Consider the following 25,411-nt stretch of genomic DNA (forward strand, 5'->3'; position numbering starts at 1 on the left):
GAAACGATCTTCCTGAACATCCTTTCTCCTCCCCGGGTCAAGCCAGAACAGTGCTGACGATGGTTAGAAGGGTATAGGGACGGAAAGAGAAAATAAATAAAAAAAACCGGTTGGCTGGCAACAAACCGTCATCATGGATTTTATAGGACACCGTGCCCTGCAAAGCCATAACCTGAACACTGGTCTGATCACCAAACCAGACACCGGCCCAATCATCCTCATAATCCAGTTCAATGCCAAGAGATAGACGCATCATAGCAACTCCAAATCCTTAGGGCATATAAAAATTGCTGGCGATCATACAAAGGCTTTATGGATAACCCTGTTAGTTTTTGTTTCAGAATGAAAAACATGAGTAACTACGCACATGACGCAAATCTTTCCACGTACCGCCCTCTATCACCTTAATCGCAACCTGACCTCATCGGGCCATAATGACCGGTAACAATTTCCTCCTGCTGCCGATATCACTAACAATATAACCGGCCAGCCTACTTAATTATGTTCAAACTACCCAGAAATCCACTTTGTCACAGAACACCAGGAGTCGAGGGTTCAGGCCCCGTCCACACCAATTATGAGCCAACGCCAAAAGAGGCGGAGGCACCGGTTGGTCACCATAGAGGCAGGAAAATTGAAAGTGCCGATACCACGAGCTATTTAGCGAAACAGGAAAGCGTGGTCACAGGTGCAGACAGTCCATCGCCGCTAAAAACAGAAGCTACCCAGGTACCCGCTCATCACACGACGGGTTTAAAAGAGAATAAACTGGATAGCCAGAATACAGAACTTTTGCAGAAACGGGCTGATTTGCTGAAAGAGGCAGACAGTCTTCTTGGTGCCATTAACGCAAAGAAAGTAGTCGGTATTTCGCTGGAAGCGCTGGATAAAGCTCGAGCTAATAGCCCTGAACAGGTGCTGGCAATGCTTAAGAGTATGGAGTTCCCGGCTGGCCTTAGCGTTAAAATCACCCTTAAGTCTCAGTCCGACAAACCACTGAGCCTGATACCCCCGGGTGATGAATTGGAGAACCATAAGAATCTTGACAAGTTAATGGAAAAAACCATAGAAGCCCTTAAGCGTCACGATAAGCAGTATGCCAATACAGAAGCAAGTGCCAGTAGAGCCGAAGAAATAAGACAGTCCCTCGTTCTCAACGACAACGAGGTTGCGGGCAGAGAAACCCTGGGCCAGGGGGAAGGCGCACAGGCGTTTGACAAGCTAATAAACAGAAAGTGTGCAATCACCGTTCATCATCGAACCCCCGTTGAGAAAAGCTTTGTCGAGACCAGACACCATGATACAAGCGCCCGGCCAGCAGCAGAGGAAAGCTCTGCTATCACTGCCAGAGAAGATTCTCCGGGTATTGAGAAAGGAAATGGTTACCCTGAAGAGCAAGACTTAACCACAACAACCTCTTCCGGTGCGCAGAAACAAGCTGCCCCCATAGTTACCGATCCACCCATGGACAGACCGACTCAGCGAGCAACTCCGGCTTATCCGGTACCACTGCCTTTAGTGAATAGTTCGCAAACCACCGCTCCGCCTGAAGAGGCCGAACCGGCTTTACTACAGAGTGAACAGCAGGCTACTGACTCAGTCGCACAAAGCTCTCCACCTATTGAGACAGAACAAGAAAGCACTCCAGCAGCTGAATATACAGAGAGTGTTCCAACAGAAGAAGACCTCACTGTCACCGAGCCCGTTTCAGCTCTGAAGGAGCAAACTGGTACCGTACCGGACAGCGAAGAGAGTCCGCAGGAAACAGTGCCCGTCGATAGTCAATCCCCCTTGCCGGAAACGGTACCAGCACCCCCCCTCTCCCGGGAAGAAATCCGGGAAACAGCCTCTGTCCCGGCAGAGCAATCCGAAGTTCATTCGGCAATGACGCTGCAACAGGCAGAACCGTCAACGGACCCGATAACAGAACAGACGGCCAAAGCGCAAGTCCAACAGCCAGAAAAACAAGAGAACTTGCATGCAGCACTGCTCAGAGAGCTAAAAAATAGACAAAGGGAACTAAAATCAACAAAGCCAAACCAGCCAATTGAAGGCAACAGCACACAAACCAGTGACAGACTTTCACCCAATGACGATACGGCAAACACAGCAAAAGCCTCTCGGTCCGGGAGTCACCCCGAACTTATGGCGGAATTGACAAAAAAACTGGCCGACAGAAGACCCAAAACACCGGAAGAAGTTGACACTCTGGATAGCAATGTTGCCAGGAAATGGGCTCAGACGGCGGAGAGATTGGAAAATAGCCACCTTCCGTTTATCGATGAACTGATGGAAAAAGTAGCGGCAAGAAACAGAGCAATGGAAGACACGGCTCAGCCCTCCCAGTCGGCACTATCACCCGCCGGTTACAAGCCTGCTGAAACAACGGTTTCCTTTCCACCGTTCCCTGCGGCGGAGGAGTTACCGGCCGGGCAGAGAAGCTCTTCTCAGGCGAATAGCAAGGCAACCAATAACATTGCCGTACCAAAGAGCGAAACGAAAAACACATCATCCGGTAACAAGACGTTTAACGATGCCCAGTTTAAAGCAGAGTTGGAAGCCGCCGTGGCAAAGATGCTGAGAAGAAGTTCAGATACCATGGATGCTGACGACATCACAGACTCGTCCGTATCTGATGACCAGCTCCCGGAGGATGTAACCGCTGACCTGAACAACATAAATGCCGCCCTCTCTCCAGAAGAACCGGGAGAAACCGCTCAGCCAATTTTGAACAATGATGCCACAACGCCATTGCCTCCCGCTGCACCACCAGTACCTCCACCAATATCCCAGGAAATATTGTCCGCCAGGACCAGGAAGGCTCCGGCATCAACCAGCACTGCTCAGGCCAATAGCCCGGATAACGCAAACAAAACGGAATCAGGTAACGGAGCTAAAAGCAAGCCATCAAACCAGGGCTTCTTTGGCAGTGAGACATTCAAAAAAGCTCTGGAAAACGCTGCTACCGCCATGGATAACAAGCGTCAGAGCAGCGACAAGGATATTGAGCAACAAATCCAAGAAGCAAAAGAAGAGGCAAAGAAAATAAAAGAGAAGGCACCCAAACCCAATGATCTGCTTGGTTCTCTGAAAAGGAGATTGCTTCCAATCAGGGAAGCCAATAAAGATGCTGATAATGATAAAGACGAAGAAGACAAGTTGGAGTAAGCACCACACATTCCGGTGAGTTCTATCCTGGCTGACCGGTAATGTCGCCTTTAGGCGATAACGCTCCTGTATCTGTCATGTCTCCGGGGTTCTTTGGGCTTTATGATCATGAAAATGCAATTATAACCTTCACTCAGGTTTTGTTTTGTGCCTGTTTTCTGCCTGCAAACGCGTATCCCTACCTCGGCTTCTACTTTGTTAAGATGATAAAGTACTAAAAAAGTTAAAATTTACAACACGTTAGAAACAAAACATAACAGAAAACTTTTTCAAATCTGAATAATATTCCTGTCAGTTTTATGCGGCACATTTTCTGCGTGCTTCTTTCTTAGCGGTATCATCCACTGACAGTCAATTTCAGGAAACGACTGGTCAGCCTACTGCTCAATAGATTTTGTGGAGTTTCATGTCTATGGTTTCGCGCCAAGGCCGTTTATTTGTACTTTCCTCTCTGGCTTTTGCCGTATTCACCGGTAATGCCGTTGCAGGTGGCTTTGAAAAAGCGACCATGTGGGACGCGAAATACGCTGCCCTTGCGGGTGCCGCTGTTTCTTCCGTTAATACATCCAGTGCCGTGTTCTACAACCCGGCTGGTCTGGCCCGTATTGAGGGCAATGAAATTGCCTTGAATGCCTCTCCTACCTTTGTTCAGACCAACGGTCCCGCTGAAGGCGATAACTCCTATGTGAAAGGAGAGAGAAACTTTGTGCCCAATGCCGGTTTGACGGGCGCTTATCGCCTGAATGACCGGTTGGTTATGGGTTATGGGTTCTATGGTGCCGGTGGTTCCAATACCAGTTATGAAGGGGTTACTGTTGGTAGTCTCACACCAATGACTGGCGACTATTCAACCGATATCAAGATAATGGAAGCCGGTCTGGCTCTTGCCTACCAGATCAATAACAACTGGTCCATCGGTGGCACCTACCGTATTACCTATGCCCAGGCTGATATCAATCTGGCCTCTGCTGCTATTTTTGGTACTACCGGTGCGCTTGTGGGTTATAACGACCTCTCTGGCTTTAACACATTTGGTGTACGTCTCGGCGCGATGTATCGCTCCGATGATAACCGCTGGGGCTGGGGACTGAATTATCGCTCAGATGTCAGTATAGAGGCAGATGGTGAAGCCACTACCTATGTAGCAAACACCGCTGTTCATACACCAGGCATCGCCGCTACTGCTGAAACCGCATTGCCAACCCAGATTTCCACAGGTGTAGACTACAGCCTGAATAATGACTGGAAGCTGTTCGGTGAAGCCACCTGGACGAAGTACAGCGATATAGAATCGATCAACTTTTCCAGCAATGAAGGTAATTTGCTGGTAAACAGGATTATTGCTAACTGGGATGACCAGTGGAACTTCCGCTTTGCTACTGAGTACACCGGCATCGAAAACTGGGCATTGAGAGCGGGTTATATCTACACCACAGCCGTAACGCCAGAAGAATACGCGGCACCCACCTTCTCCACACCGGCTGGTGCTCACTCCTTCACCCTGGGTGCGGGTACTACCTTGATGAGTGGCAAACTGGGACTTGATTTGGGTGCAGAATATAACTTTGCTGAAAACGATACGGTAAAAGGTGGCGGTGAAGTGACCAATACCGGAACCAAAGCCAGCTCCGGCAAGTACGACACCAACGCCTGGGCACTGCACGCTACCCTGCGCTACAAGTTCTAAGTTCGATTGCTAAGTGACATAAAATACCGGCGTGAACCATTTATGCCGGTATTTTTTTATTAACCCCAAACCGGTTTGAGTTCCCTGGCACATCATTTCGATGAGTTTGATGTGTACAATCTCCGCTCAGGACGAACGGAGCCTGGGAGTCATTGATAGAAGGAACCCATCAATTACATTGAAACCATGCACTAGTGATTCAACACCTGACCAAGAAACCTGCGGGTTCGCTCTGAACGTGGGTTGCTGAAAAACACTTCCGGCGGTGCCTGTTCAATAATCTGACCTTCATCCATAAAGATCACCCGGTCAGCCACCGTCCGGGCAAAGCCCATTTCATGGGTCACGCAGAGCATGGTCATCCCTTCCTGTGCCAGCTCGACCATAACCTCCAGCACTTCTTTAATCATCTCCGGATCAAGGGCAGAGGTGGGCTCATCAAACAGCATCACTTCCGGATTCATACACAGGCTTCGGGCAATCGCCACCCGCTGCTGCTGGCCACCAGACAGTTGTCCGGGATATTTATTGGCCTGATCCGGGATTCTCACCCGCTCCAGGTATTCCATAGCCACCTTTTCCGCTGCCTTTTTTGACTGTTTACGGACCCAGATAGGTGCCAGTGTACAGTTCTCCAGAATGGTCAGATGTGGAAACAGATTAAACTGCTGGAATACCATCCCCACTTCACGACGGATGGTTTCTATATTTTTCAGGTCATTGGTCAGCCGGGTGCCATCCACCACAATGCTGCCTTCCTGATGCTCCTCAAGGCAATTAATGCAGCGGATCAATGTTGACTTACCGGAGCCGGAAGGCCCACAGATAACGATCTTCTCCCCCTTCCTGACGTTCAGGTTAATATCACGCAGCACATGAAATTGACCATACCATTTATTCAGGCCACTGATCTCAATCAGGCTGGCCTGCTCAACAGCGGCTTCACGCTGAATCGTCACCTCTGGCTGGCCACTTTTCGGTAATGGCTTTTGCAGACGAGGTTCGTCAAGATAATCACTCATACCATTGGCATCCCTGATGTCATTATCGGTGTAATTGTTGTTCCAGTCGCTGGCTGTACTTTGATATGCCAAAACAGAAAACCCAGAAAACCAGCCCGGCAAACAGATAGCCCTCTATGGAGTTGCCCAGCCAGGCGGGGTCATTCAGCCCGGCCTGAATAATGGCCAGCAGATCAAACAGGCCGATGACCAGTACCAGACTGGTGTCTTTAAACAGGGCAATAAAGGTATTTACCACCCCGGGAATAACCAGTCTCATGGCCTGGGGCAGGATAATCATAATCATCCCCTGCCAGTAACTCAGGCCAAGGCTGTTAAACGCTTCAAACTGTCCTTTGGGGATGGCCTGCAACCCACCTCGCACCACTTCCGCCATATAGGCCGCCTGAAATAGAATAATGCCGATCAGCGCCCGCAGCAGTTTATCGAACACCACCTCTTCCGGCACAAACAGTGGCAGCATGACCGAGGCCATAAAGAGCACAGTGATCAGGGGAACACCGCGCCAGAGTTCAATATACCCGGTGCATAAAGACCGTATGACCGGCATATTGGAACGACGACCAAGGGCCAGCAGCACACCGAATGGCAAAGAGGCGATCATCCCGCACAGTGCCAGCAACAGCGTCAGCATCACCCCACCCCACTGATGGGTCTCCACTTTCTCAAGCCCCAACAAGTCGCCATAAAGCAGAAACCAGGAAACCACCGGCATCAGTACCAGGCTGTAGCCCAACACCCACTTTTTACCCGGTGTCACTTTAAACGACAGCCAGGCAATCAACAGGGCCAGCTGGGTAAAAAAGAGATCCGCCCGCCACTGCTGTTCTTCCGGGTAAAACCCATAAATAAACTGATCAAGCCTTGCCGTGATAAAAGCCCAGCAGGCCCCTTCACTACTGCAGGCAGTGCTGTCGGTGCCAAACCAGGTAGCCTCGATAAATGCCCACTGCACCAGCGGTGGTACGAATAAATACAGACCGTAAGCAATCAGCAGCGTGGTCAGCGCACTCAGCGGGTTGGCAAACAGATTATTTTTTACCCATGCCAGTACACCGACGGCTGTTGCAGGTGGCTCACGGGCAGGAATCATGTTGATATCGTGACTGATCATTTCTCTCAACCTTACCGCTCGATAAGCGCCACACGTCTGTTATAGATATTCATCAGCAGGGATACACTCAAACTGATGGTAAGATAAACGGCCATGGTCATGGCAATCACTTCAACCGCCTGCCCGGTCTGGTTCAGGGTAGTGCCGGCAAAGACACTGACCAGGTCCGGATAACCAATCGCTGTCGCCAGTGAAGAGTTTTTGGCCAGATTCAGATATTGATTGGTCAATGGCGGAATAATCACCTTCATCGCCTGGGGAATCACCACCAGGGTCAACACTTTCCCTGGCTTAAGCCCCAGTGATGCGGCAGCCTCTTTCTGCCCTTTCTGAACAGACTCAATACCGGCTCTCACCACCTCGGCAATAAAGGCGGCGGTATAAATGGTCAGGGCCAGTAACAAAGCGCCCAGCTCAGGAATGATGGTAATACCACCACGGAAGTTAAAGCCTTTCAGCGCTGGCGTATCCAGGACCAACGATGCACCAGAAAAGTGCCAGACAAGCACAGGAACGCCCATTAGTAGTGCGGCCATATACCAGGACGCACCGGAAATGTCCTTACCGGTTGCCACTCTTCTCTGCCGATTTCTGGCCCTTAGCAATAACACCAGACCAATGGCAACCAGACAACTGACCAGAACCGGCAGCAGCCCCTGCTCAATAATAGGTTTGGGCAGAAAAAGACCACGCAGATTTAAAAAAATGGTATCGCCAAGGGCATAACTTTGCCGGGGATGGGGTAACGCCGCCAGAACGGCGAAATACCAGAAAAAGATTTGCAGCAGTAATGGAATATTGCGAAAGGTCTCAATAAACACCGATGCCATTCTGGCCAGCAGCCAGTTAGACGACAGTCTGGCAACCCCCACCAGAAAACCCAGCAGGGTAGCGAAGAAGATACCTAATCCGGACACCAGCAAGGTATTAAGTATGCCCACAACAAAGGTGCGACCGTAGCTGTGGGATTCGTCGTAGGCCACCAGCGATTGAATAATGCCAAAGCCCGCTTCCTGGGAAAGAAAATCGAATCCGGTGCTGATGCCCCGGTGTTCAAGGTTGTTCATGGTGTTATTGATTACCCAGACACCGAGCATCACCACCACCAGCACCACAATCCCCTGCATCAACAGCGGCCTGAAGGAGGCATCACGCCATAGCCTCAGCATCTCTTTCAACATCTTCTCCAAAAAGGAGGGGTTTGCATTTTTTTTATGGGATACGTGCTCAGGATCACTCACGACCTAACTCCCTTTTTCTTCTTATCTCGTTCCCGCGCTTCACAGGTTCTGCAAAAAATGCAGGACTATCCATACTCCCGCCCTCACGCGTTGCGTGCAAGCGGGGTATATGTCGTAACGATTGAATTAACGGAAGGGAGGAGCGTAGAGGATACCCCCTTCGTTCCAGAGGGCGTTCAGGCCACGATCGATCTGAAGCGGTGATTCTGCACCCACGTTACGCTCAAAGATCTCCTCATAGTTACCCACCTGCTCGATAATCCGCAGAGACCAGTCATCATCCAGGGCAAGACCTTTACCTTTAGGGCCGTCAATACCCAACAAACGGCGTACATTGGGATCAGAAGATGCTTTTTGCGCGTTGATATTGCCCGAGTTCAGGCCCAGCTCTTCGCCATTAATCATGGCGGCCAGGCTCCACTTGACAATGTTGAACCACTGGTCATCGCCCTGACGCACCACAGGACCGAGCGGCTCTTTTGAAATCACTTCTGGCAGAACCACAGCAGCATCAGGCTTGGACAAACGAACTCTCAAGGCATAAAGCTGAGATTGATCAGAAGTCAGGACATCACAACGCCCCGCATCAAAGCCTTTTGCCGTACTGTCAGAGGTATCAAAGACCACGGGCTGGTACTCCATATTATTAGCCCGGAAATAATCAGCAAGATTCAGCTCACTGGTGGTACCGGACTGGATACAGATAGAAGCACCATCCAACTCTTTGGCACTTTTCACACCCAGATCTTTCTTCACCATAAAGCCCTGGCCGTCATAGTAAGAGACGCCGGTGAAGTTCAGGCCCAGGGAGGCATCACGGGTCAGGGTCCAGGTGGTATTTCTGGAGAGCACATCAATCTCTCCTGATTGCAGAGCGGTAAAACGCTCCTTAGCGGTAAGCGGTACAAACTTGACCTTGTCAGCATCTTTCAAAGTCGCTGCGGCAACGGCACGACAGACATCAACATCCAGCCCACTCCACTGTCCTTTATCATCCGGGTTACTGAAGCCCGGAAGGCCGGTGCTGACACCACAGGCCACATAACCTTTTTCCTTTACCGACTCCAGCGTTGCCGAAGCGCTGGCGACCGGTGCCAAACCCGCTGCCGCCAATGCACCCAGCGCAGCGACTGTTTTCAGACTTTTCAGCATGAGAACGTTCCTTTGGTGTTGTTATTATTTTCAGCACGGGACTGTCCGGCACAGGTTAATCCTGCTCAACCACCTGACAATTTCAACCGCGCTTTAGCTCATGGTTTTTCAACCATACCTGCAAGCAAAAACACTAGCAACTGTTATGCCGCTCATGTTTGTCCTGGCCATACCTTCTTATTGTGCAAATTGCTCAGCCTGTGCCAAACCTTGCAAAGAAAGTCGTTCAGCGGCTTTCCGGGTTATGTATTAATTGTGTTAAACTGCCGTCCACTTCGATAACCATGCAGTGATAATTCTTCCAATGTCTCAAAGAATCAGCGAACACTACAAGGCCATTATTGAGTCCGTCGGTGAGGATATTCATCGGGAAGGCCTCAGAGATACGCCGCTTCGCGCTGCCAAAGCAATGCAATACCTGACCAGAGGCTATAGCCAGACACTGGAAGAGATCGTTAATGGTGCGGTGTTTGAATCCGACATCAGCGAAATGGTCGTGATCAAAGACATAGAACTGTACTCAATGTGTGAGCATCACCTGCTGCCCTTTATTGGCAAGTGTCATATTGGCTATTTACCCAATGGCAAGGTGCTCGGCCTGTCAAAATTTGCCCGCATTGTGGATATGTTCGCCCGCCGCCTGCAGATTCAGGAAAACATGACCAAACAGATTGCCGATGCCATTATGGAAGTAACCGACGCCAAAGGGGTTGCCGTGGTAATTGAAGCGCAACATATGTGCATGATGATGCGCGGTGTGGAAAAACAGAACTCATCCATGACCTCTTCGGTCATGCGTGGCCTGATGAAAGACAATCAGCCAACCCGGGAAGAGTTTCTGCGTTTTATTCGCTGAGAACCTAATCATGGGCAACAAAAAAGCCAGCATTTGCTGGCTTTTTTGTTGCCTGGATTCAACACCAGTCCAGAATCACTTTTCCAGACTGCCCGGACCCCATGATTTCAAAACCTTTGTCAAAATCATCAACCGGGAACCGGTGCGTAATGATTGGAGAAATATCCAGACCAGACTGCAACATGCTGGTCATCTTGTACCAGGTCTCAAACATCTCACGGCCATAAATACCTTTGATCACCAGACCTTTGAAGATCACCTGGTTCCAGTCAATCACGGTATCACTGGCTGGAATGCCCAGCAGTGCAATCTTGCCACCGTAGTTCATATTTTCCAGCATCTGCTTAAATGCACGACCATTGCCGGACATTTCAAGGCCCACATCAAAGCCTTCAACCATTCCCAGCTCAGCCATCACTTCCGACAGATCGGTATTGGCAACATTCACAGCGCGGGTCGCACCCATTTTACGGGCCAGATCCAGACGGTATTCGTTGACATCGGTAATCACCACATTGCGGGCACCGACATGCCGACAGATGGCTGCCGCCATAATGCCGATGGGGCCGGCACCGGTAATCAGTACATCTTCTCCCACCAGGTCAAACGAGAGTGCAGTGTGAACCGCATTACCAAACGGGTCAAAAATGGCGGCCAGGTCATCACTGATGTCATCAGGAATCGGGAAGGCATTAACCGCCGGAATCACCAGGTATTCGGCAAACGCACCGTCACGATTGACGCCAACACCCACAGTAAAGTTGCAGAGATGACGGCGGCCGGCACGGCAATTACGGCAGTGGCCACAGGTAATATGGCCTTCACCGGACACCCGCTGACCAACCTCAAAGCCACGCACACCGTCGCCCATGTCAACGATTTCGCCGACAAATTCATGGCCAACGTGCATACCCACCGGAATGGTGTTCTGCGACCACTCATCCCAGTGATAGATATGCATGTCAGTACCACAAATGGCGGTTTTGCGGATTTTGATCAGTACATCGTTGTAACCCACTTCTGGCATGGGGCGGTCTTCCATCCAGATTCCGGGTTCTGCTTTGCTTTTGGCTAATGTCTTCACAGTGTCTGTTTTCTCAATGGGCTTGCTATTCAGAATAGCAAGCCAGCGTGTGTGAATCAGTGGATAACGCCCAACTCTCGACCAACCCTGGCGAAAGCGGCAATGGCTTTGTCCAGGTGCTCTCTGCTGTGGGCAGCGGACATCTGGGTACGAATTCTCGCCTGCCCTTTTGGCACCACCGGGAAGGAGAAACCAACCACGTAAATCCCTTCTTCCAGCATACGGTCGGCAAACTGGCCAGCCAGTGACGCATCACCCAGCATCACCGGTACAATCGGATGATCGGCTCCGGCCAGGGTAAAGCCCAGTCTGGTCATTTCGGCGCGGAAATAGTCGGCATTATCACGTACCTTCCGGCGCAGTTCTGCGCCTTCAGCCAGCATCTCAAACACTTTGATCGAAGCGGCAGCAATGCTGGGTGACAGCGTGTTGGAGAAGAGGTATGGACGGGAACGATTACGCAACCAGTCAATCACTTCTTTTTTACCGGAGGTGTAACCACCGGAAGCACCACCCAGTGCTTTACCCAGGGTACCGGTGAGAATATCCACGCGTCCCATAACATCACAGAACTCAGGAGTACCAACCCCTTTTTCACCAATAAAACCGGTGGCATGACAGTCATCCACCATCACCAGCGCACCGTATTTATCCGCCAGATCGCAGATGCCTTTCAGGTTGGCGATAACCCCATCCATGGAGAATACGCCATCGGTAGCAATCAGTTTGGTTTTGGCACCGGCAGCCTCGGCCGCCTGCAGTTGCGCTTCCAGATCGGCCATATCGTTATTGGCATAGCGGAAACGTTTAGCTTTGGACAGGCGCACACCATCTATGATACTGGCATGGTTCAGCGCATCACTGATAATGGCGTCATCCGGCCCCAGGATGGTTTCAAACAGACCACCATTGGCATCAAAACAGGAAGGATAGAGAATGGTATCTTCCATGCCCAGGAACCGGGAGATATGAGCTTCCAGATCTTTATGAACAGTCTGGGTACCGCAGATAAAACGTACGGAAGCCATGCCAAAGCCATATTGATCAAGCCCCTGTTTACCCGCTTCAATCAGCTCCGGTGCATTGGCCAGGCCCAGGTAGTTATTGGCACAGAAGTTAAGCACTTCATCACTGCTCTCACCATTGGAGAGCACTTTGATTGCAGCCTGTTGCTGGGAACTGATCACCCGTTCACTTTTATAAAGCCCTTCCTGTTTGAGCTCATCCAGCTGCCTGCGCAGCCCTTGATAAAAATCGGCCTTCATTTCGACTCCTGTTCTCGGTAATTTCCAGCATCCCGCCTTTGAGCATCTGCCAGGGGCACAGTTTTCCCGGGAGGCTGTCAGGCCAATGGGGATGTCTTTCTGTCATCAACCAGATCATTGTAGATGATTGGCCTAATAGTGGATCAGCGAGGAATCCCATTGAACCGGCATTTGTACCTATAATCAGGGCTTTTCCGCCAATTCACCTGATGAATCCGGTGAGTTACTGCTGACTTCTGGTTCAGTGGTTGAAGCAGCGCAGAATTCCGGGGAAAAATCAAAGGCTGCCTGAGAATAACGTACTCACCATCAGGGCGGTCATGCGGCATCCAATGGTTGGCTGACCAATCAAAAGAGGTATCTTTCAACAGCATTCCGTTGAACCTTTTGGAAGAACAATAGGTCTTATAGAGGAACATTCAAAGACAATTGGCAATTGATGAATTTCATCACCCGGAGTTTTTTGCCACATGAATAATGTACATTCTGACAGCAGTTGCCTTCTGTGCCATGCTGCCAAGAGAACTGATACCAAAGCTGACGCTGATATGGTCAACTGCGCCCGGGGTCACGCATTTCATCGCGACTGCCTGATTCAGCAGGATTGCTTCCGGCGCTGCCCCCAGAATAACTGCGATGCCCACATTCCCTGCTTTGTCAAACCTCTGGCTGACCGCCTGGCCCAAGCGGTGCTGCCATATATTGGTCTGGCCCAGCTGTTTGATACAGTGGTCATGGCCGATGTCCAGCAATCTGGCGTTTCCCTTGAAAATGCCCGGCAATCCCTCTCTGAGTCGGAGTTTTTAATGGATTACCTCAGGCACACACTGCCCGGATCGCTGCGCTCTGCAACCTATAGCGTGGCGGCTATCGCTGTGACCGCCATAGCTACTCATTACCTGTTGCCATCGCAGCCAGACTTTTCCGGTTCACAGGATAATTCTGCAGGCACTCCCATGGAGGAGGCGTTATTGACGGTGGATTAGTGCATGGCTCACCTCGCGGTTCCGAGGGTATGAGGTTGTGGCAAAAACCGGGAAAATGGTCACTTTTGAAAGGCCTCTCTACCTAGTGAGAGAGACCTGATATAGAGAGGCCAGGCAAAGGTTTATGGAAGAGTCAGAGAGGCAACAATGGAATCCAGCACGGAGTCCACAGAAGCATTATCCGCCACCTCATCTTCCGAGGTAATCAAGACGGCCACCTCAGCCTTGAGTAACGCATCCGCCTTGGCAGCCCACTGTTCATCATCACTGCCAATCACCAATGGATAAAACCCACGATCAAACAGCTGTCGTTCAATAATTTTGGCATGCTGTCTGGCAACTTTGAACACACCGCCTTTCTGACCCAGACGCTGTTGCCGATGGACTCTGGAGAGCGAATCCTGCTGAGTACGCTCACTGACTCCCCGTACCATACCGGCAGCAACCGTGGCGTTACTGAGCCGGTCAATAACAATAAAGGCACCGGTCTGGCGGTTACGCTGGTAGCTGTCCACAGGCACTGCCCTGGTCAGCCTGAGCTGGCACAGGCCAATTTCATTCAGTGCCAGCTGCTCTGCCGGGTGATGGGCCAGGGAGTTCACATCAACCCGGTGATCAACCCCGGCAAAACTGCCCGGAACCTTGCCGGCAGAAAACTTGATCTGATACTGCCTGCCAGGGCTCATGGGCTGTTCCGCCATCCACACCAGATCCACATCCAGATCAGCAGCCACCTGAACACTGCTGTCCCGGTGCACCAGCATATCACCACGGCTGATATCAATTTCATCGGTCAGGGTCAGGGTAACCGCCTGACCCGCATGGGCTTCAGGCAGATCCCCATCCCAGGTCACAATGCGGGCAATGGTGCTCACCTGACCCGAAGGTAGTACCTTGATCTGATCGCCGGGCTTGAGTTTGCCGGAGGCCAGCGTTCCTGAAAAACCACGAAAATCCAGGTTAGGGCGATTGACATATTGAACCGGGAAGCGGAAGTCATCCAGGTTACGGTCCCGGGCAATCTCGACATTTTCCAACACGTCCATCAGCGTACTGTCACGATACCAGGACATCCGTTCGCTGCGGTGTACCACATTGTCGCCTTCCAGCGCTGACATGGGCACAAACTGGATATCACCCAATTGCAACGGTTCTGCGAAATCAAGGTACTGGTTACGAATCTCTTCAAACCGAGCCTTGCTGAAATCCACCAGATCCATCTTATTGATGGCCACGACAATATGCTTTATGCCCAGCAAGCTGGCTATGTAGGTATGCCGACGGGTCTGGGTCAGCACGCCCTGACGGGCATCGATCAAAATAATCGCCAGATCACAGGTGGAAGCGCCGGTTGCCATATTTCGGGTGTACTGCTCATGCCCGGGCGTATCGGCAATAATGTACTTACGTTTTTCGGTGGAAAAATAACGGTAGGCGACATCAATGGTAATGCCCTGCTCACGCTCTGCCTGCAAACCATCCACCAGCAGCGCCAGATCCAGTTTTTCCCCCTGGGTTCCTACACGTTTACTGTCGTTTTCTACGGCAGCCAGCTGATCTTCATAAATCATGCTGGTGTCGTGTAAAAGACGGCCAATCAGGGTGCTTTTACCATCATCAACACTGCCACAGGTAAGAAAACGCAGCATCTCTTTCTGTTCATGACGGTTCAGGTACTCTTCAATATCGGTGGCAATAAGTTCAGATTGGTGTGACATCAGAAATACCCTTCCTGCTTTTTCTTTTCCATGGAGCCGGCACTGTCATGGTCGATCACCCGGCCCTGTCGCTCAGAGGTTCTGGTCAGGAGCATCTCCTGAATCACTTCGGTCAGTGTATCGGCTTCCGATTCTACGGCACCGGTCAGCGGGTAGCATCCCAGGGTTCTGAAGCGTACTTTGCGCATCCGGGGTTGTTCACCGGGTTGCAGCGGCATCCGCTCATCGTCCACCATAATCAGGTTGCCATCACGCTCCACCACCGGGCGTTCTTTAGCAAGATACAGTGGCACAATAGGGATCTGTTCCAGGTGGATATATTGCCAGATATCGAGCTCCGTCCAGTTTGACAGCGGAAATACGCGAATACTCTCGCCCTTCTCAACCTGGCTATTGTAGATATTCCAAAGTTCCGGTCTCTGGTTTTTCGGATCCCAGCGATGGTTTTTGTCGCGAAAAGAGTAAACCCGCTCTTTCGCCCTGGATTTTTCCTCATCCCGGCGGGCACCACCAAACGCAGCATCAAAGCCGTATTTATCCAATGCCTGCTTAAGTGCCTGGGTTTTCATCACATCGGTATGTTTTGCGCTGCCATGGGTAAATGGCCCGACGCCCTGCTCCAGACCTTCCGGATTGGTATGCACCAGCAGCTCAAGACCCAGTCTTTGTGCCAGCTGATCCCGGAACTCAATCATTTCCCGGAATTTCCAGGTGGTATCTACGTGTAATAAAGGAAAGGGCGGTTTACCCGGGTAAAAAGCTTTCATGGCCAGATGCAGCATTACGGCAGAATCTTTGCCGATAGAGTAAAGCATGACAGGGTTTTCAAACTCAGCAGCCACTTCCCGAATGATATGGATGCTTTCCGCTTCCAGCTGTTTTAGATGGTTGAAGTCTTGATCCGACATGCATTTCGACCTAAAGCGAAGTTATTGTTGTGCTCTAAGTGAAATACTATCAGTGAAAATAGAATAATAAATTCAATAACTATATTGTTTTTATATATAAATATATCGCTTACTGCTTCTCCCTGAATTCAGTGGTTAACCCGTCAGCTAAACGCTAAACCCACAGTCGAGACTCAGAGATGGTTCAGCATATCAGGGCACCCTTATACGCCGGGCCTGCAACAAAACGTCAGCAGGCCCTTAAACTTCGTTCTATCCAAGCGCCATGATCTTTACAGCACAATGCTGCTGAACACAAAACCGGCGATCACAGAGAACACAATCGACATCAGACCTGGCAGCATAAAACTGTGGTTAAACACATACTTGCCAATGCGGGTCGTGCCAGTGCTGTCGAAGTCGATAGAGGCAATGATCGGACCATAGTTAGGTACAAAGAAGTAACCGTTCACCGCCGGAAACATGGCAACCAGGGACGCCACGGGCAAACCAAGCGCCACACCCAGAGGCATCAGTGTCGAGGTGGTGGCACCCTGGCTGTTCACCATCACCGACAGAATAAACAGGGCGATGGCAAATGCCCATGGAGCACTTTGCACCAGGTCAGAGATACTGCCCTTCAGCAGCGCATCGTGGGCACCGAAGAAGCTGTCGCCCAGCCAGGCAATACCGAAGATAGCAATAATTGCCCGCATACCCGCCAGGAATACATCACCACGGCTGGCTTCAGCAACATCTGCTTTACCCAGCCAGACAATCAGTGCCGATACCGCCAGCATAATGATTTCAATGGTGTGCGCCATGGACATGGCAGAACCATTGAACTGAGGACGTAACCCGGGAATTGCCCCCATCAGAACCACCAGAACGGCACCAAACAGGAACAGCAAAACGGAGATTTTCGCCCCAGGCTTCAGTTCAACTGCAGAAACCGTGGTGGTTTCTTCCATCTTGCGGCGAAACTCCGGGTCTTGCATACGACGCTGATATTCAGGGTCATCCTTCAGCTCTTTACCCAGTTTATTGGTCACCAGGGCGGCCAGGAACAGGCCAACCATGGTTGCCGGAATGGTTGTGCCCAAAATTTGTCCCAGGGTAATGTCATACTTTGTCGACATAATGGTCAGCATGGCAACGGTGGCAGCGGCAATCGGGCTGGCAACAATACCCACCTGAGAGGCGATGACCGCCATGGACATAGGACGCTCAGGGCGCACACCGGTACGGCGGGCCACTTCGGCAATCACGGGCAGCACAGAGTAAGCAACGTGGCCAGTACCGGCAAACATGGTGAAGAAGTAAGTGACCGCCGGCGCAATAAAGGTAATACGCTTTGGATTTTTTCTGAGAATACGTTCCGCCAGCTGTACCAGGTAATCCATACCACCGGCTGCCTGCATACAGGCAGCAGCAGAAACCACTGCCAGAATCATCAGCATGACATCAATCGGTGGTGAAGTCGGCTGGATACCGAACAAAAAGGAGAGCGTGGCAAGACCCACCCCCCCCATCAAACCAAGACCAATCCCCCCGATACGTGCACCCACCAGGATGCACAGAATCACAATGGCCAACTGTAGCCAGATCATAATTACCACCCCCAACAACACGACAGTGCTGTTCAAAACGACAAAACAAAAATGCCTCGCTGCTTTGGGAAATCCCTTAGGCTTAACAGCGAGGCAGAAAAAAGCGAGGACAAGTGTACGAGAGTTATTTTTTATACAGATTGACTTACAGCAACAATTTCAACGGCGTTTAAATAATTAATGAATGTGCTATTCAACTGTAATCAAAGAAGAACAAGCGACCTGTTTTTTCTAACAACACGACACAAAGTTAATGAAAGAAAATTTATACCGGGGAATCGATATCAACAAACTCATGCTCAATGCCTGTTTCCTCATACAGCCAGCGAGCCAGTGCCTGAACCCCATAACGCTCGGTAGCATGGTGACCGGCGCTGATATAGTGAATGCCATTTTCCCTGGCAAAATGCACCGTTGACTCCGAAATCTCACCGCTGACAAAAGCATCTACCCCCAGGTTCAGAGCCTTATCAATCATGCTTTGAGCGGCCCCGGTACACCAGGCGATGGTATTTATGGGGTGGCTTCCTCCGGCAATCACCAGTGGGTCACGTCCCAGCTTGCCGGAAATTTCCTGGCTCAACTCATCCAGCGACAGTTTTCGCCCTGTTGTTCCCCAGTTACCCACCGGCAATTTGGCTCCCGGCTCCATGCCACCCACAACATCCCACCCCATCAAGCGGGCAAGCTCTGCGTTATTGCCAAACACCGGATGGGCATCCAGCGGCAAATGATAGGCCACCAGGCTGATATGGTTGGCCAGCAGCGTTTCAATGCGCCGACGTTTGCTGCCGGTAATCACCGCGTCTTCACCACGCCAGAAATACCCATGATGAACCAGAATGGCATCGGCCTTCAGTTCAATGGCCCGGTCAATCAGCGCCTGACAGGCGGTAACCCCTGTGACAATCTTCTTTATCGGGGAGTCCGCTGCCGGGCTGGCATCGACCTGAATACCATTGGGGCAGTAATCTTTAAACAGACCAGGCTGTAACTCCTGATCCAGTAATGCCACCATTTCTTTTAATGTCATATCTTGTGATGTCGGCACCATCGGTTCTCTCCATCCTTACATCGCTGTATATTAAGAATCGTATTTTGTTGGTCTCATTATAATCACATAACGGCAATTCCCATGGGCTGCGAATGAAAAAACTGCTTAAGTCGTTGGGCTTACCCATCCTGATCGGACTATTCACCGCGATCACAGTGCTGCTGATCAAGCCTGAGTTCGGTGGTCTTTCAGAAAAATCCCGCAACCGCTTTATTGAACAATCCTCCAGAGTATTCAATGTCACCGGGCAGGTTTCCTACAGTGATGCCGTGAAAAAGGCAGCACCGGCTGTGGTCAGTATCTCTACCAACAGCCTGTCACAGCGCGGTGACAGCAACCTGCCACTGCCCCAGAGAACCCATGCCCGCAGCACCCCGGAAGGTTCCGGCGTGATTGTCGATCCTGAAGGTTATATCCTGACCAACCACCATGTGATTCAAAATGCGGCCAGGCTGATGATTAGCCTGCGCGATGGCCGGGAAGTCAAAGCCCGCATTATTGGCACCGACCCGGAAAGTGATCTTGCTGTGTTGAAAGTCAACCTGAAGGATTTGCCTTATCTGGACCTGGTGGACTCTGGCAGCGCAGAAATTGGTGATGTGGTGCTGGCCATTGGCAACCCATTCGGACTGGGACAAACGGTGACCATGGGCATTATCAGTGCCACCGGCCGCAATGACCTGCAACTGAATACCTATGAAGACTTTATCCAGACCGATGCCGCCATCAATATCGGCAACTCCGGTGGTGCCCTGGTCAATGCCTATGGTGATCTGATTGGCATCAGTACGCTATTGTTTTCCCGTGGTGGGGGCAGTGAAGGGGTTGGCTTTGTGATTCCCTCCAATATGGCCCGTTTTGTTATGGATTCCATCATTAAATATGGCCGGGTGATTCGGGGCTGGCTGGGTATTGAGTCACAGCCACTGAGCTCGGCACTGGCAGAAGCCTACGGTGTCAGCACGAAAATTGGCATTTTGATTACCGGGATTTATGAAGATGGTCCTGCCGACCGGGCGGGGTTGCGACGTGGCGATATTCTTACCGGCATCAATGGCCAGAGCACCCGGGATGGCCGCAAGGTAATGAATATGGTGGCCCGTATTCCACCGGGCCAACAGATGACCATGCAGGTGTTGAGGGATGGCGAAGCAATTGAGTTAACCGCACAGGCAACGACAAGGCCAACTATTGTTAACTGAATGCCATGGGCCAGGAATTTTCACACCATGCCTAATTATTATTAAAATTCGAGCCACCCATGAAATTAGCCATATCGCCAGAGGGGCGACAATCCTGACCATCGGGGCCATCGTTTGAAAAAGGGTCAACGTTTTGCATTCCCCAGCATCCCTGAGCCCCGGATTGGTGCTTGGTCTGGTCTTTTTTGGAATAGATAGCCTTATAATACGATGTCAGGTTAATCCCATGGGAATACACAGGTTTCTCACTATCAAGTGTTTTGTAGTTCACATCACTCGAACCCAATCTTCTGGTACGGATCTCAAGCGTTGAATTGCTAATCACTTCAAGGGGGATATCCCGGTGTTCGGAGCAAAAAACATATTCCAGGCGTTGCTGCTTAAAACCCGGTTTTAATGGCACATAAGGGTCTTTTGATTTATATCCCTCGCTTGGAGTGACTGGGTAAAAGGTTGTGATAACGGCATAATGACCTTTTGATGCTTTGGATGCTTCTGCTTGGAAGGCTGCTCCTGCTTTTGAGCCAAGCTTACTTGCTACTGATTCCGCTTCCTTGCTGGGATTATGAACAGAAAAGAGGCGGACGTAGCAGTCACAATCTCTAATCTTGACCAATTTTCCATCACGCGAAAAACTATTAATCTGGGATATGTTTGGTTTTTTATCTGCGTGTGTTAAATAGAGGTCTTTTTGCGTGAAGACAGTCAGGGTGCGAGTTTTACCGACGCCTGTCAAAACAAATGACCTGGTATCTTTTGGATTTAATGAAGAATTTCCGATGAGCTTGAGAAATTCATCATGTGTTGTACCAAAGGAAATGGTTGGCATGCTGCCACTGCTTGCGTTCATAATAATATCTCCCTGATTGGGAACCGTTAAAAGGATTCGTTCTACGCCAACAATCCTGTTAGCTCTTTACATATATGACTTCCAGTTCAGGCAAAAGTTCAAACATCATCCTTGAAAAACACCGGTTAAATCTTCAGCGGGTCGTAGACAAACGCTTTTAAGGAATCCTTCAGTGGCAGACAGTCAGAGTCTGTTGACAGCACTTCTGCCAACAATATCCGATTTTGCACCAGGCGTTGACGAATACAGGTTCGGGCACAGGCTTGCAGCGATCCGGGTTGATAAACGGGTATATGATTACGCAGGGAATCGATGATTTCGGGGTCAGCTCTTCCAGCTTCAGCACTTTTCAGAGCTGTCCAGCCCAGCTGGTTACGCACACCGGGATCGGCACCATTATCCACCAGAATCCTGACCAATTCCGGGCTTTGATTTGCTATCCCCAGATGCAGCGGGGTATCGCCATCTTCACCACGGGCATTGGGGTCAGCGCCGTTAGCCAGTAAGAGCTTGAGCAGCTGGACAGCGCAGCCATCATCTCGGTTTACCACAAAATTCAGCGTGGTCTGGCCAGAATTGCTGCAAGTATTGGGGTCAGCACCGTTAGCCAGCATCAGCCTGACTTCAGCAACAGGACGCAGTTTTTCTACCAGGCAGTTCAACGTGGTTCGGCCAGAGCTGTTGCACAGGTCGGGATCGGGGTTGGCACCGTGATTCAACAGTGTATGGACAATATCGGTGTGTTGTTTAGATACTGCCTTGTAAAGAGGGTTCAAGGTCCAGACGCCAAACGTGTCGGGGTTGGCACTGTGAGCCAGCAACTGGTCAACTATTTTGCACGCCCCTTGTTCCGCCGCTTTATTAAGTGGGGTAAAACCGAACTGGTCAGGAATATCGGGGTCAGCGCCGTGCTCCAACAGAGTACTTACGGCCGAAAGATTGCCACAGATAACGGCACATTGCAGCGGGGTACGGTTCAATGCAGTCACGGCATTAAGGTCGGCACCGTGATTCAGCAGGCAATTCAGGAGCAGCGCGGTCTGATCGTTGCTGTTCCTTGTAGCAAAATGCAGTGCTGTAAAGTCACCGCTGTCACAGGTTTTCGGGTCGGCTCCCCGGTGCAGCAAGGCTTTGACCCTATCATAATTGCCATGCCAGGCAGCATCCAGCAGCTGGTCGTTAAGGGCTGACGGGTCATTATATTTGACGACTGATGTCGTTGTTTCGTCCGTCGATAATGGTAATCTTCGGGTACTTGCCGAAGCGGCGGCAAATCCTGAATTATTGATGTCTGCTGAGGTGCCCGGCTGCTGCAGAGACAGCAAAGGCGTTGCAGGTAAACTGCCGGTGGGTTCCTCCGGATGGTCGCTTCCAATCCAGGGATACAGACATTGTCTGATACTTGCGAACATTTCGTTAAAACGTCAGTGGGTTGAACACAAATTTTTTCAACGTATTTGGCAACGGCAAACGTTGAGTGACTACTGACAGCGGTTTGGCCCGGTTTTTTTTCGGAGTCATCTGTGGCTGCACCCGGGTTGCACGAATACAATTTCGGGCACAAACTTTCGTCGCCCCGGGTTTAAAGGGCTCACGCAGGGCATCAATGATGTGCACAGGTGCCCCTGTAGCGAGGGCAGCCTCCAGGGCGGTCTGGCCTGACTGGTTGCGAATATCAGGATTGGCACCATGGGCCAGCAGCATGTCAACACAGGTTGAGTTGCTTTTCTTTATCGCCAGATGCAGCGGGGTTTCGCCCTTTTTACTCGCCTTGTTGGGATTGGCACCGTGAGCCAGCAAATCGTCAACCATGTTGGTGCGCCCGTTAAAGACTGCATGGCCCAGCGCGGTACTACCGTCATTATCAGGAATATTGGCATCGGCACCTTCGCCCAGTAGGGTGTTAACGGTCAAAAGTGAAAATACGCCATCAATGACAGCATTGCACAGCGGGGTGTGTCCCATACTATTACGGGCATTAATATCGGCACCGTGATCCAGCAGGCACTTCAGGAGCATGACGGTCTGATAGTCTGGTGCCGATCCGGCCCAGTGCAGCGCCGTCCAGTTAGCGAGGTCATGGACTTGCGGATCAGCCCCGTGATCCAGCAAGGCCTTGCAGACATCATAACTGCCTTTTTTGGCAGCCAGAAGCAGAGGTATGAACTCTTCATTAGTCAACGGATCGATAGTGGAGACATTGGGGTCAATCCCTCTGTACAGCAGTGTCTTGAGACATTTGTGCACTCTGTATGAGTCCCTGAACCAAAAAAGCGGGTAGCGGCCTTGCTGGTCACAGAGATTGGGATTGATTCCCTGCTCCTCCAGCAGGTTCAGCAGGTCGTAGAGGGCTGACAGATCACCTTTCCTCCCGTTCCTGATTGCTACTGCCAGTTGATCACCCAAATCACCCAAATCGAGGTCAGACGTCGATGAATGTATGTTCCCGTTACCCGGGGAAGCCACCGCACGTGCTGAAATATTTCCTTCGCTGGCAACGGGTTGCTGGAGAGAAGGTAATGGCTGTGCGTGCCAACCCTCGGCCGTTGCCTTCGAATTGGCCGTGTCATCCCGGGATAAACATTGTCTGATGTTTGAGTACGTTTCGTTAACAGCCAGCGGGTTGGACACAAATTTTGTCAAAGGATCTGACAACGACAGGCGTTGAGATTTTATTGACAGCGGTTTTGCCCGAGTTTTTTTCAGGGTCATCTGTGGCCGCATCAGGGTTGCACGAATACAGTTTCGGGCACAAATCTTCAGCGGCATGGGTTTAAAGGGCTCACGCAGGGTATCAATGATGCGAGGAGGTGACCCTGCAACGACGGCAACCTCCAGGGCAGTCTGGCCTGACGGGTTGCGAATATTGGGATTGGCACCATGGGCCAGCAGCATATCAACAAAGGTTGAGTTGCTTTTCTCTATCGCCATATGCAGCGGGGGATCGCCCTTTATGCTCACCTTGTTGGGATTGGCACCGTAAGCAAGGAGCATATCCACAATACCTGTCCTTTGCCCGCGTAATGCCTCGTACAGTGCGTTGCTCCACCCGATTTCATCGAGCTTATCACCAGACGTATCAGGAGTGGCACCATGAGCCAGCAAGTCGTCGACCATGCTGGTGTTTCCTCTGGAGACTGCATAGTCCAACGCGGTAAAACCGTGATTATCAGGAATATTGGGATCGGCCCCTGCGTCCAGCAGGACGTTAACGGCCGAAAGTTCACCGCGGATGATGGCATTGCACAGCGGGGTGCGCCCCGGATCATTACGGGCATTAATATCAGCACCGTAATCCAGCAGGCACTTCAGGAGCATGATGATCTGCCTGTCTCCTGCCCATGTGGCCAAGTGCAGCGCTGTGTAATTAAGGCTGTCACGGGCTTGCGGATCAGCTCCGTGCTCCAGCAAGGCCTTGCTAACCTCATAACTGCCGTTACTGGAAGCCTGAAGCAGGGGTATGTACTCTTTATTATTATACGGATCAATGGTGGAGATATTGGGGTCAACCCCCCTGTCCAGCAGGGTCCTGAGGATAATGGACGCTCTGAAATTATCACTGACCCAATAGAGCGGGTAGTGGCCTTGCTGGTCGCAGAGATTGGGGGCAATCCCCCGCTTCTCCAGCAGGTTCAGCAGGTTATCGAGGGCTTGCAGGTCTCCCTTCCTGATTGCCGCTGCCAGTTGATTGCCCAAATCACCCAAATCGAGATCAGACGTCGATGGCTGGATGCTTCCGTTGCCTGTGGAAGCCACCGCACGTGCTGAAATATTTTCTGCGCTGACAACAGGTAGCTGCTGAGAAGATACAGGCTGTGCGTGGGAACCCTCGGCCGTTTCCTGCGGATTGGCAGAGTCATCCTCGGGAAATAAACACTGTTTGATGTTTGGGTACATTTCTTTAAAAGTCAGTGGGTGGGACACAAATTTCTTCAAGGGTTCTGACAACGGCAGGTGTTGAGATGCTATTGTCAGCGGTTTTGCCCGGTTTTTTTTCGGGATCATCCGGGGCGCATCAGGGTTGCACGAATACAGTTTCGGGCACAAATCTGCAGCGACCCGGGTTTAAAGGGCTCGCGCAGAGCATCAATGATGCGAGGAGCTGCCCCTGCAACGGCGGCAACCTCCAGGGCGGTCTGGCCTGACTGGTTGCGAATATTGGGATCGGCACCTTCGCTCAGCAGGATGTTAACGGCCGGAGGATTATCGCCAATGACGGCATTGCACAGCGGAGTGTATCCCCTACTATTACGGGCATTAATATCAGCCCCGTGATCCAGCAGGCACTTCAGGAGCATGACGCTTTGTATCTTGTATTCCCATGCGGCCCAGTGCAGCGCTGTCCAATTAGAACAGCCACGGACTTGCGGATCAGCTCCGTATTCCAGCAAGACCCTGCTGACCTCATAACTGCCCCTGTCGGCGGCACAAATTAGAGGTATGTGCGTTTTTCTATTCCACCGATTGGCAGTGTCATCCCGGGAAGATGAACATTGTCTGATGCTCGAGAACATT

At 51.0% G+C, this 25,411-nt stretch carries 20 protein-coding genes; 5 read left to right on the forward strand and 15 right to left on the reverse strand.

All coding sequences use genetic code 11. The features are described from left to right. Positions 1-37: 37 nt before the first annotated feature. Entirely contained in the window at positions 38-256 is a 219-nt protein-coding gene (locus tag J7439_RS13870; RefSeq protein WP_209202534.1) for a hypothetical protein, read from the reverse strand. 245 nt (positions 257-501) lie between these two features. Here J7439_RS13870 and J7439_RS13875 point away from each other — a divergent pair, with 245 nt between their 5' ends. Further along, a complete protein-coding gene (locus J7439_RS13875) occupies positions 502-3,168 on the forward strand; it encodes a hypothetical protein (protein WP_209202536.1) in 2,667 nt (888 codons plus the stop codon). A 412-nt stretch (positions 3,169-3,580) separates the two neighbouring features. Continuing rightward, positions 3,581-4,855, forward strand: coding sequence for an OmpP1/FadL family transporter (locus J7439_RS13880; protein ID WP_209202538.1), 1,275 nt, complete (start codon positions 3,581-3,583; stop codon positions 4,853-4,855). Between the two features lie 191 nt (positions 4,856-5,046). On the opposite strand, the gene J7439_RS13885 is transcribed toward J7439_RS13880, so the two are convergent. The 4 genes from J7439_RS13885 to J7439_RS13900 all read right to left on the reverse strand — a co-directional run bounded on the left by J7439_RS13885 (position 5,047) and on the right by J7439_RS13900 (position 9,384). Continuing rightward, positions 5,047-5,814 carry an amino acid ABC transporter ATP-binding protein gene (locus J7439_RS13885; RefSeq protein WP_502950421.1) on the reverse strand — a complete coding sequence of 256 codons (768 nt, stop codon included), beginning with the start codon at positions 5,812-5,814 and terminating at the stop codon, positions 5,047-5,049. Positions 5,815-5,899: 85 nt separating this feature from the next. After that, positions 5,900-6,991 carry an amino acid ABC transporter permease gene (locus J7439_RS13890; protein WP_209202540.1) on the reverse strand — a complete coding sequence of 364 codons (1,092 nt, stop codon included), beginning with the start codon at positions 6,989-6,991 and terminating at the stop codon, positions 5,900-5,902. A gap of 11 nt (positions 6,992-7,002) precedes the next feature. Beyond that, on the reverse strand, positions 7,003-8,172 hold the full coding sequence (locus tag J7439_RS13895; RefSeq protein ID WP_209202602.1) for an ABC transporter permease subunit: 1,170 nt from the start codon (positions 8,170-8,172) through the stop codon (positions 7,003-7,005). Between the two features lie 186 nt (positions 8,173-8,358). Next, complete coding sequence (locus tag J7439_RS13900; RefSeq protein WP_209202541.1) at positions 8,359-9,384, reverse strand: amino acid ABC transporter substrate-binding protein; 1,026 nt, start codon at positions 9,382-9,384, stop codon at positions 8,359-8,361. A 304-nt stretch (positions 9,385-9,688) separates the two neighbouring features. Between J7439_RS13900 and folE the strand changes: the two genes are divergently transcribed. Then, the gene (folE, locus tag J7439_RS13905; RefSeq protein WP_209202543.1) at positions 9,689-10,240 is read left to right on the forward strand and encodes a GTP cyclohydrolase I FolE; all 552 of its coding nucleotides are present in this window, start codon (positions 9,689-9,691) and stop codon (positions 10,238-10,240) included. Between the two features lie 58 nt (positions 10,241-10,298). On the opposite strand, the gene tdh is transcribed toward folE, so the two are convergent. Both tdh and J7439_RS13915 read right to left on the reverse strand, forming a co-directional pair. Next, positions 10,299-11,324 (reverse strand): L-threonine 3-dehydrogenase, encoded by a 1,026-nt coding sequence (tdh, locus tag J7439_RS13910; RefSeq protein WP_209202545.1) that lies wholly within the window; start codon positions 11,322-11,324, stop codon positions 10,299-10,301. 56 nt (positions 11,325-11,380) lie between these two features. Beyond that, positions 11,381-12,589 (reverse strand): glycine C-acetyltransferase, encoded by a 1,209-nt coding sequence (locus J7439_RS13915; protein WP_209202547.1) that lies wholly within the window; start codon positions 12,587-12,589, stop codon positions 11,381-11,383. Between the two features lie 470 nt (positions 12,590-13,059). Between J7439_RS13915 and J7439_RS13920 the strand changes: the two genes are divergently transcribed. Then, positions 13,060-13,575: a hypothetical protein gene (locus tag J7439_RS13920; protein ID WP_209202549.1), complete on the forward strand. Its 516-nt coding sequence runs from the start codon at positions 13,060-13,062 to the stop codon at positions 13,573-13,575. A gap of 122 nt (positions 13,576-13,697) precedes the next feature. On the opposite strand, the gene cysN is transcribed toward J7439_RS13920, so the two are convergent. The 4 genes from cysN to J7439_RS13940 all read right to left on the reverse strand — a co-directional run bounded on the left by cysN (position 13,698) and on the right by J7439_RS13940 (position 18,844). Beyond that, positions 13,698-15,293 carry a sulfate adenylyltransferase subunit CysN gene (cysN, locus tag J7439_RS13925; RefSeq protein WP_286198349.1) on the reverse strand — a complete coding sequence of 532 codons (1,596 nt, stop codon included), beginning with the start codon at positions 15,291-15,293 and terminating at the stop codon, positions 13,698-13,700. After that, a complete protein-coding gene (gene cysD, locus J7439_RS13930; RefSeq protein ID WP_209202551.1) occupies positions 15,293-16,201 on the reverse strand; it encodes a sulfate adenylyltransferase subunit CysD in 909 nt (302 codons plus the stop codon). Before cysD ends, cysN begins: the two co-directional genes overlap by 1 nt. A gap of 272 nt (positions 16,202-16,473) precedes the next feature. Beyond that, the gene (locus J7439_RS13935) at positions 16,474-17,790 is read right to left on the reverse strand and encodes an anaerobic C4-dicarboxylate transporter family protein (RefSeq protein WP_209202553.1); all 1,317 of its coding nucleotides are present in this window, start codon (positions 17,788-17,790) and stop codon (positions 16,474-16,476) included. A 265-nt stretch (positions 17,791-18,055) separates the two neighbouring features. Then, on the reverse strand, positions 18,056-18,844 hold the full coding sequence (locus tag J7439_RS13940) for a Nif3-like dinuclear metal center hexameric protein (protein WP_353623060.1): 789 nt from the start codon (positions 18,842-18,844) through the stop codon (positions 18,056-18,058). 92 nt (positions 18,845-18,936) lie between these two features. Between J7439_RS13940 and J7439_RS13945 the strand changes: the two genes are divergently transcribed. Beyond that, complete coding sequence (locus tag J7439_RS13945) at positions 18,937-20,046, forward strand: S1C family serine protease (protein WP_209202555.1); 1,110 nt, start codon at positions 18,937-18,939, stop codon at positions 20,044-20,046. Between the two features lie 31 nt (positions 20,047-20,077). On the opposite strand, the gene J7439_RS13950 is transcribed toward J7439_RS13945, so the two are convergent. From J7439_RS13950 to J7439_RS13965, 4 genes are all read right to left on the reverse strand, one after another. Next, positions 20,078-20,896 carry a hypothetical protein gene (locus tag J7439_RS13950; protein ID WP_209202557.1) on the reverse strand — a complete coding sequence of 273 codons (819 nt, stop codon included), beginning with the start codon at positions 20,894-20,896 and terminating at the stop codon, positions 20,078-20,080. A gap of 125 nt (positions 20,897-21,021) precedes the next feature. After that, complete coding sequence (locus J7439_RS13955) at positions 21,022-22,308, reverse strand: ankyrin repeat domain-containing protein (protein ID WP_209202559.1); 1,287 nt, start codon at positions 22,306-22,308, stop codon at positions 21,022-21,024. A 4-nt stretch (positions 22,309-22,312) separates the two neighbouring features. Then, positions 22,313-24,793: an ankyrin repeat domain-containing protein gene (locus tag J7439_RS13960; protein WP_209202561.1), complete on the reverse strand. Its 2,481-nt coding sequence runs from the start codon at positions 24,791-24,793 to the stop codon at positions 22,313-22,315. A gap of 104 nt (positions 24,794-24,897) precedes the next feature. After that, positions 24,898-25,410, reverse strand: coding sequence for an ankyrin repeat domain-containing protein (locus tag J7439_RS13965; RefSeq protein WP_209202563.1), 513 nt, complete (start codon positions 25,408-25,410; stop codon positions 24,898-24,900). Position 25,411: the final 1 nt, after the last annotated feature.

This window comes from Salinisphaera sp. G21_0, assembly GCF_017744115.1.
Lineage (GTDB): Bacteria > Pseudomonadota > Gammaproteobacteria > Pseudomonadales > Endozoicomonadaceae > Endozoicomonas.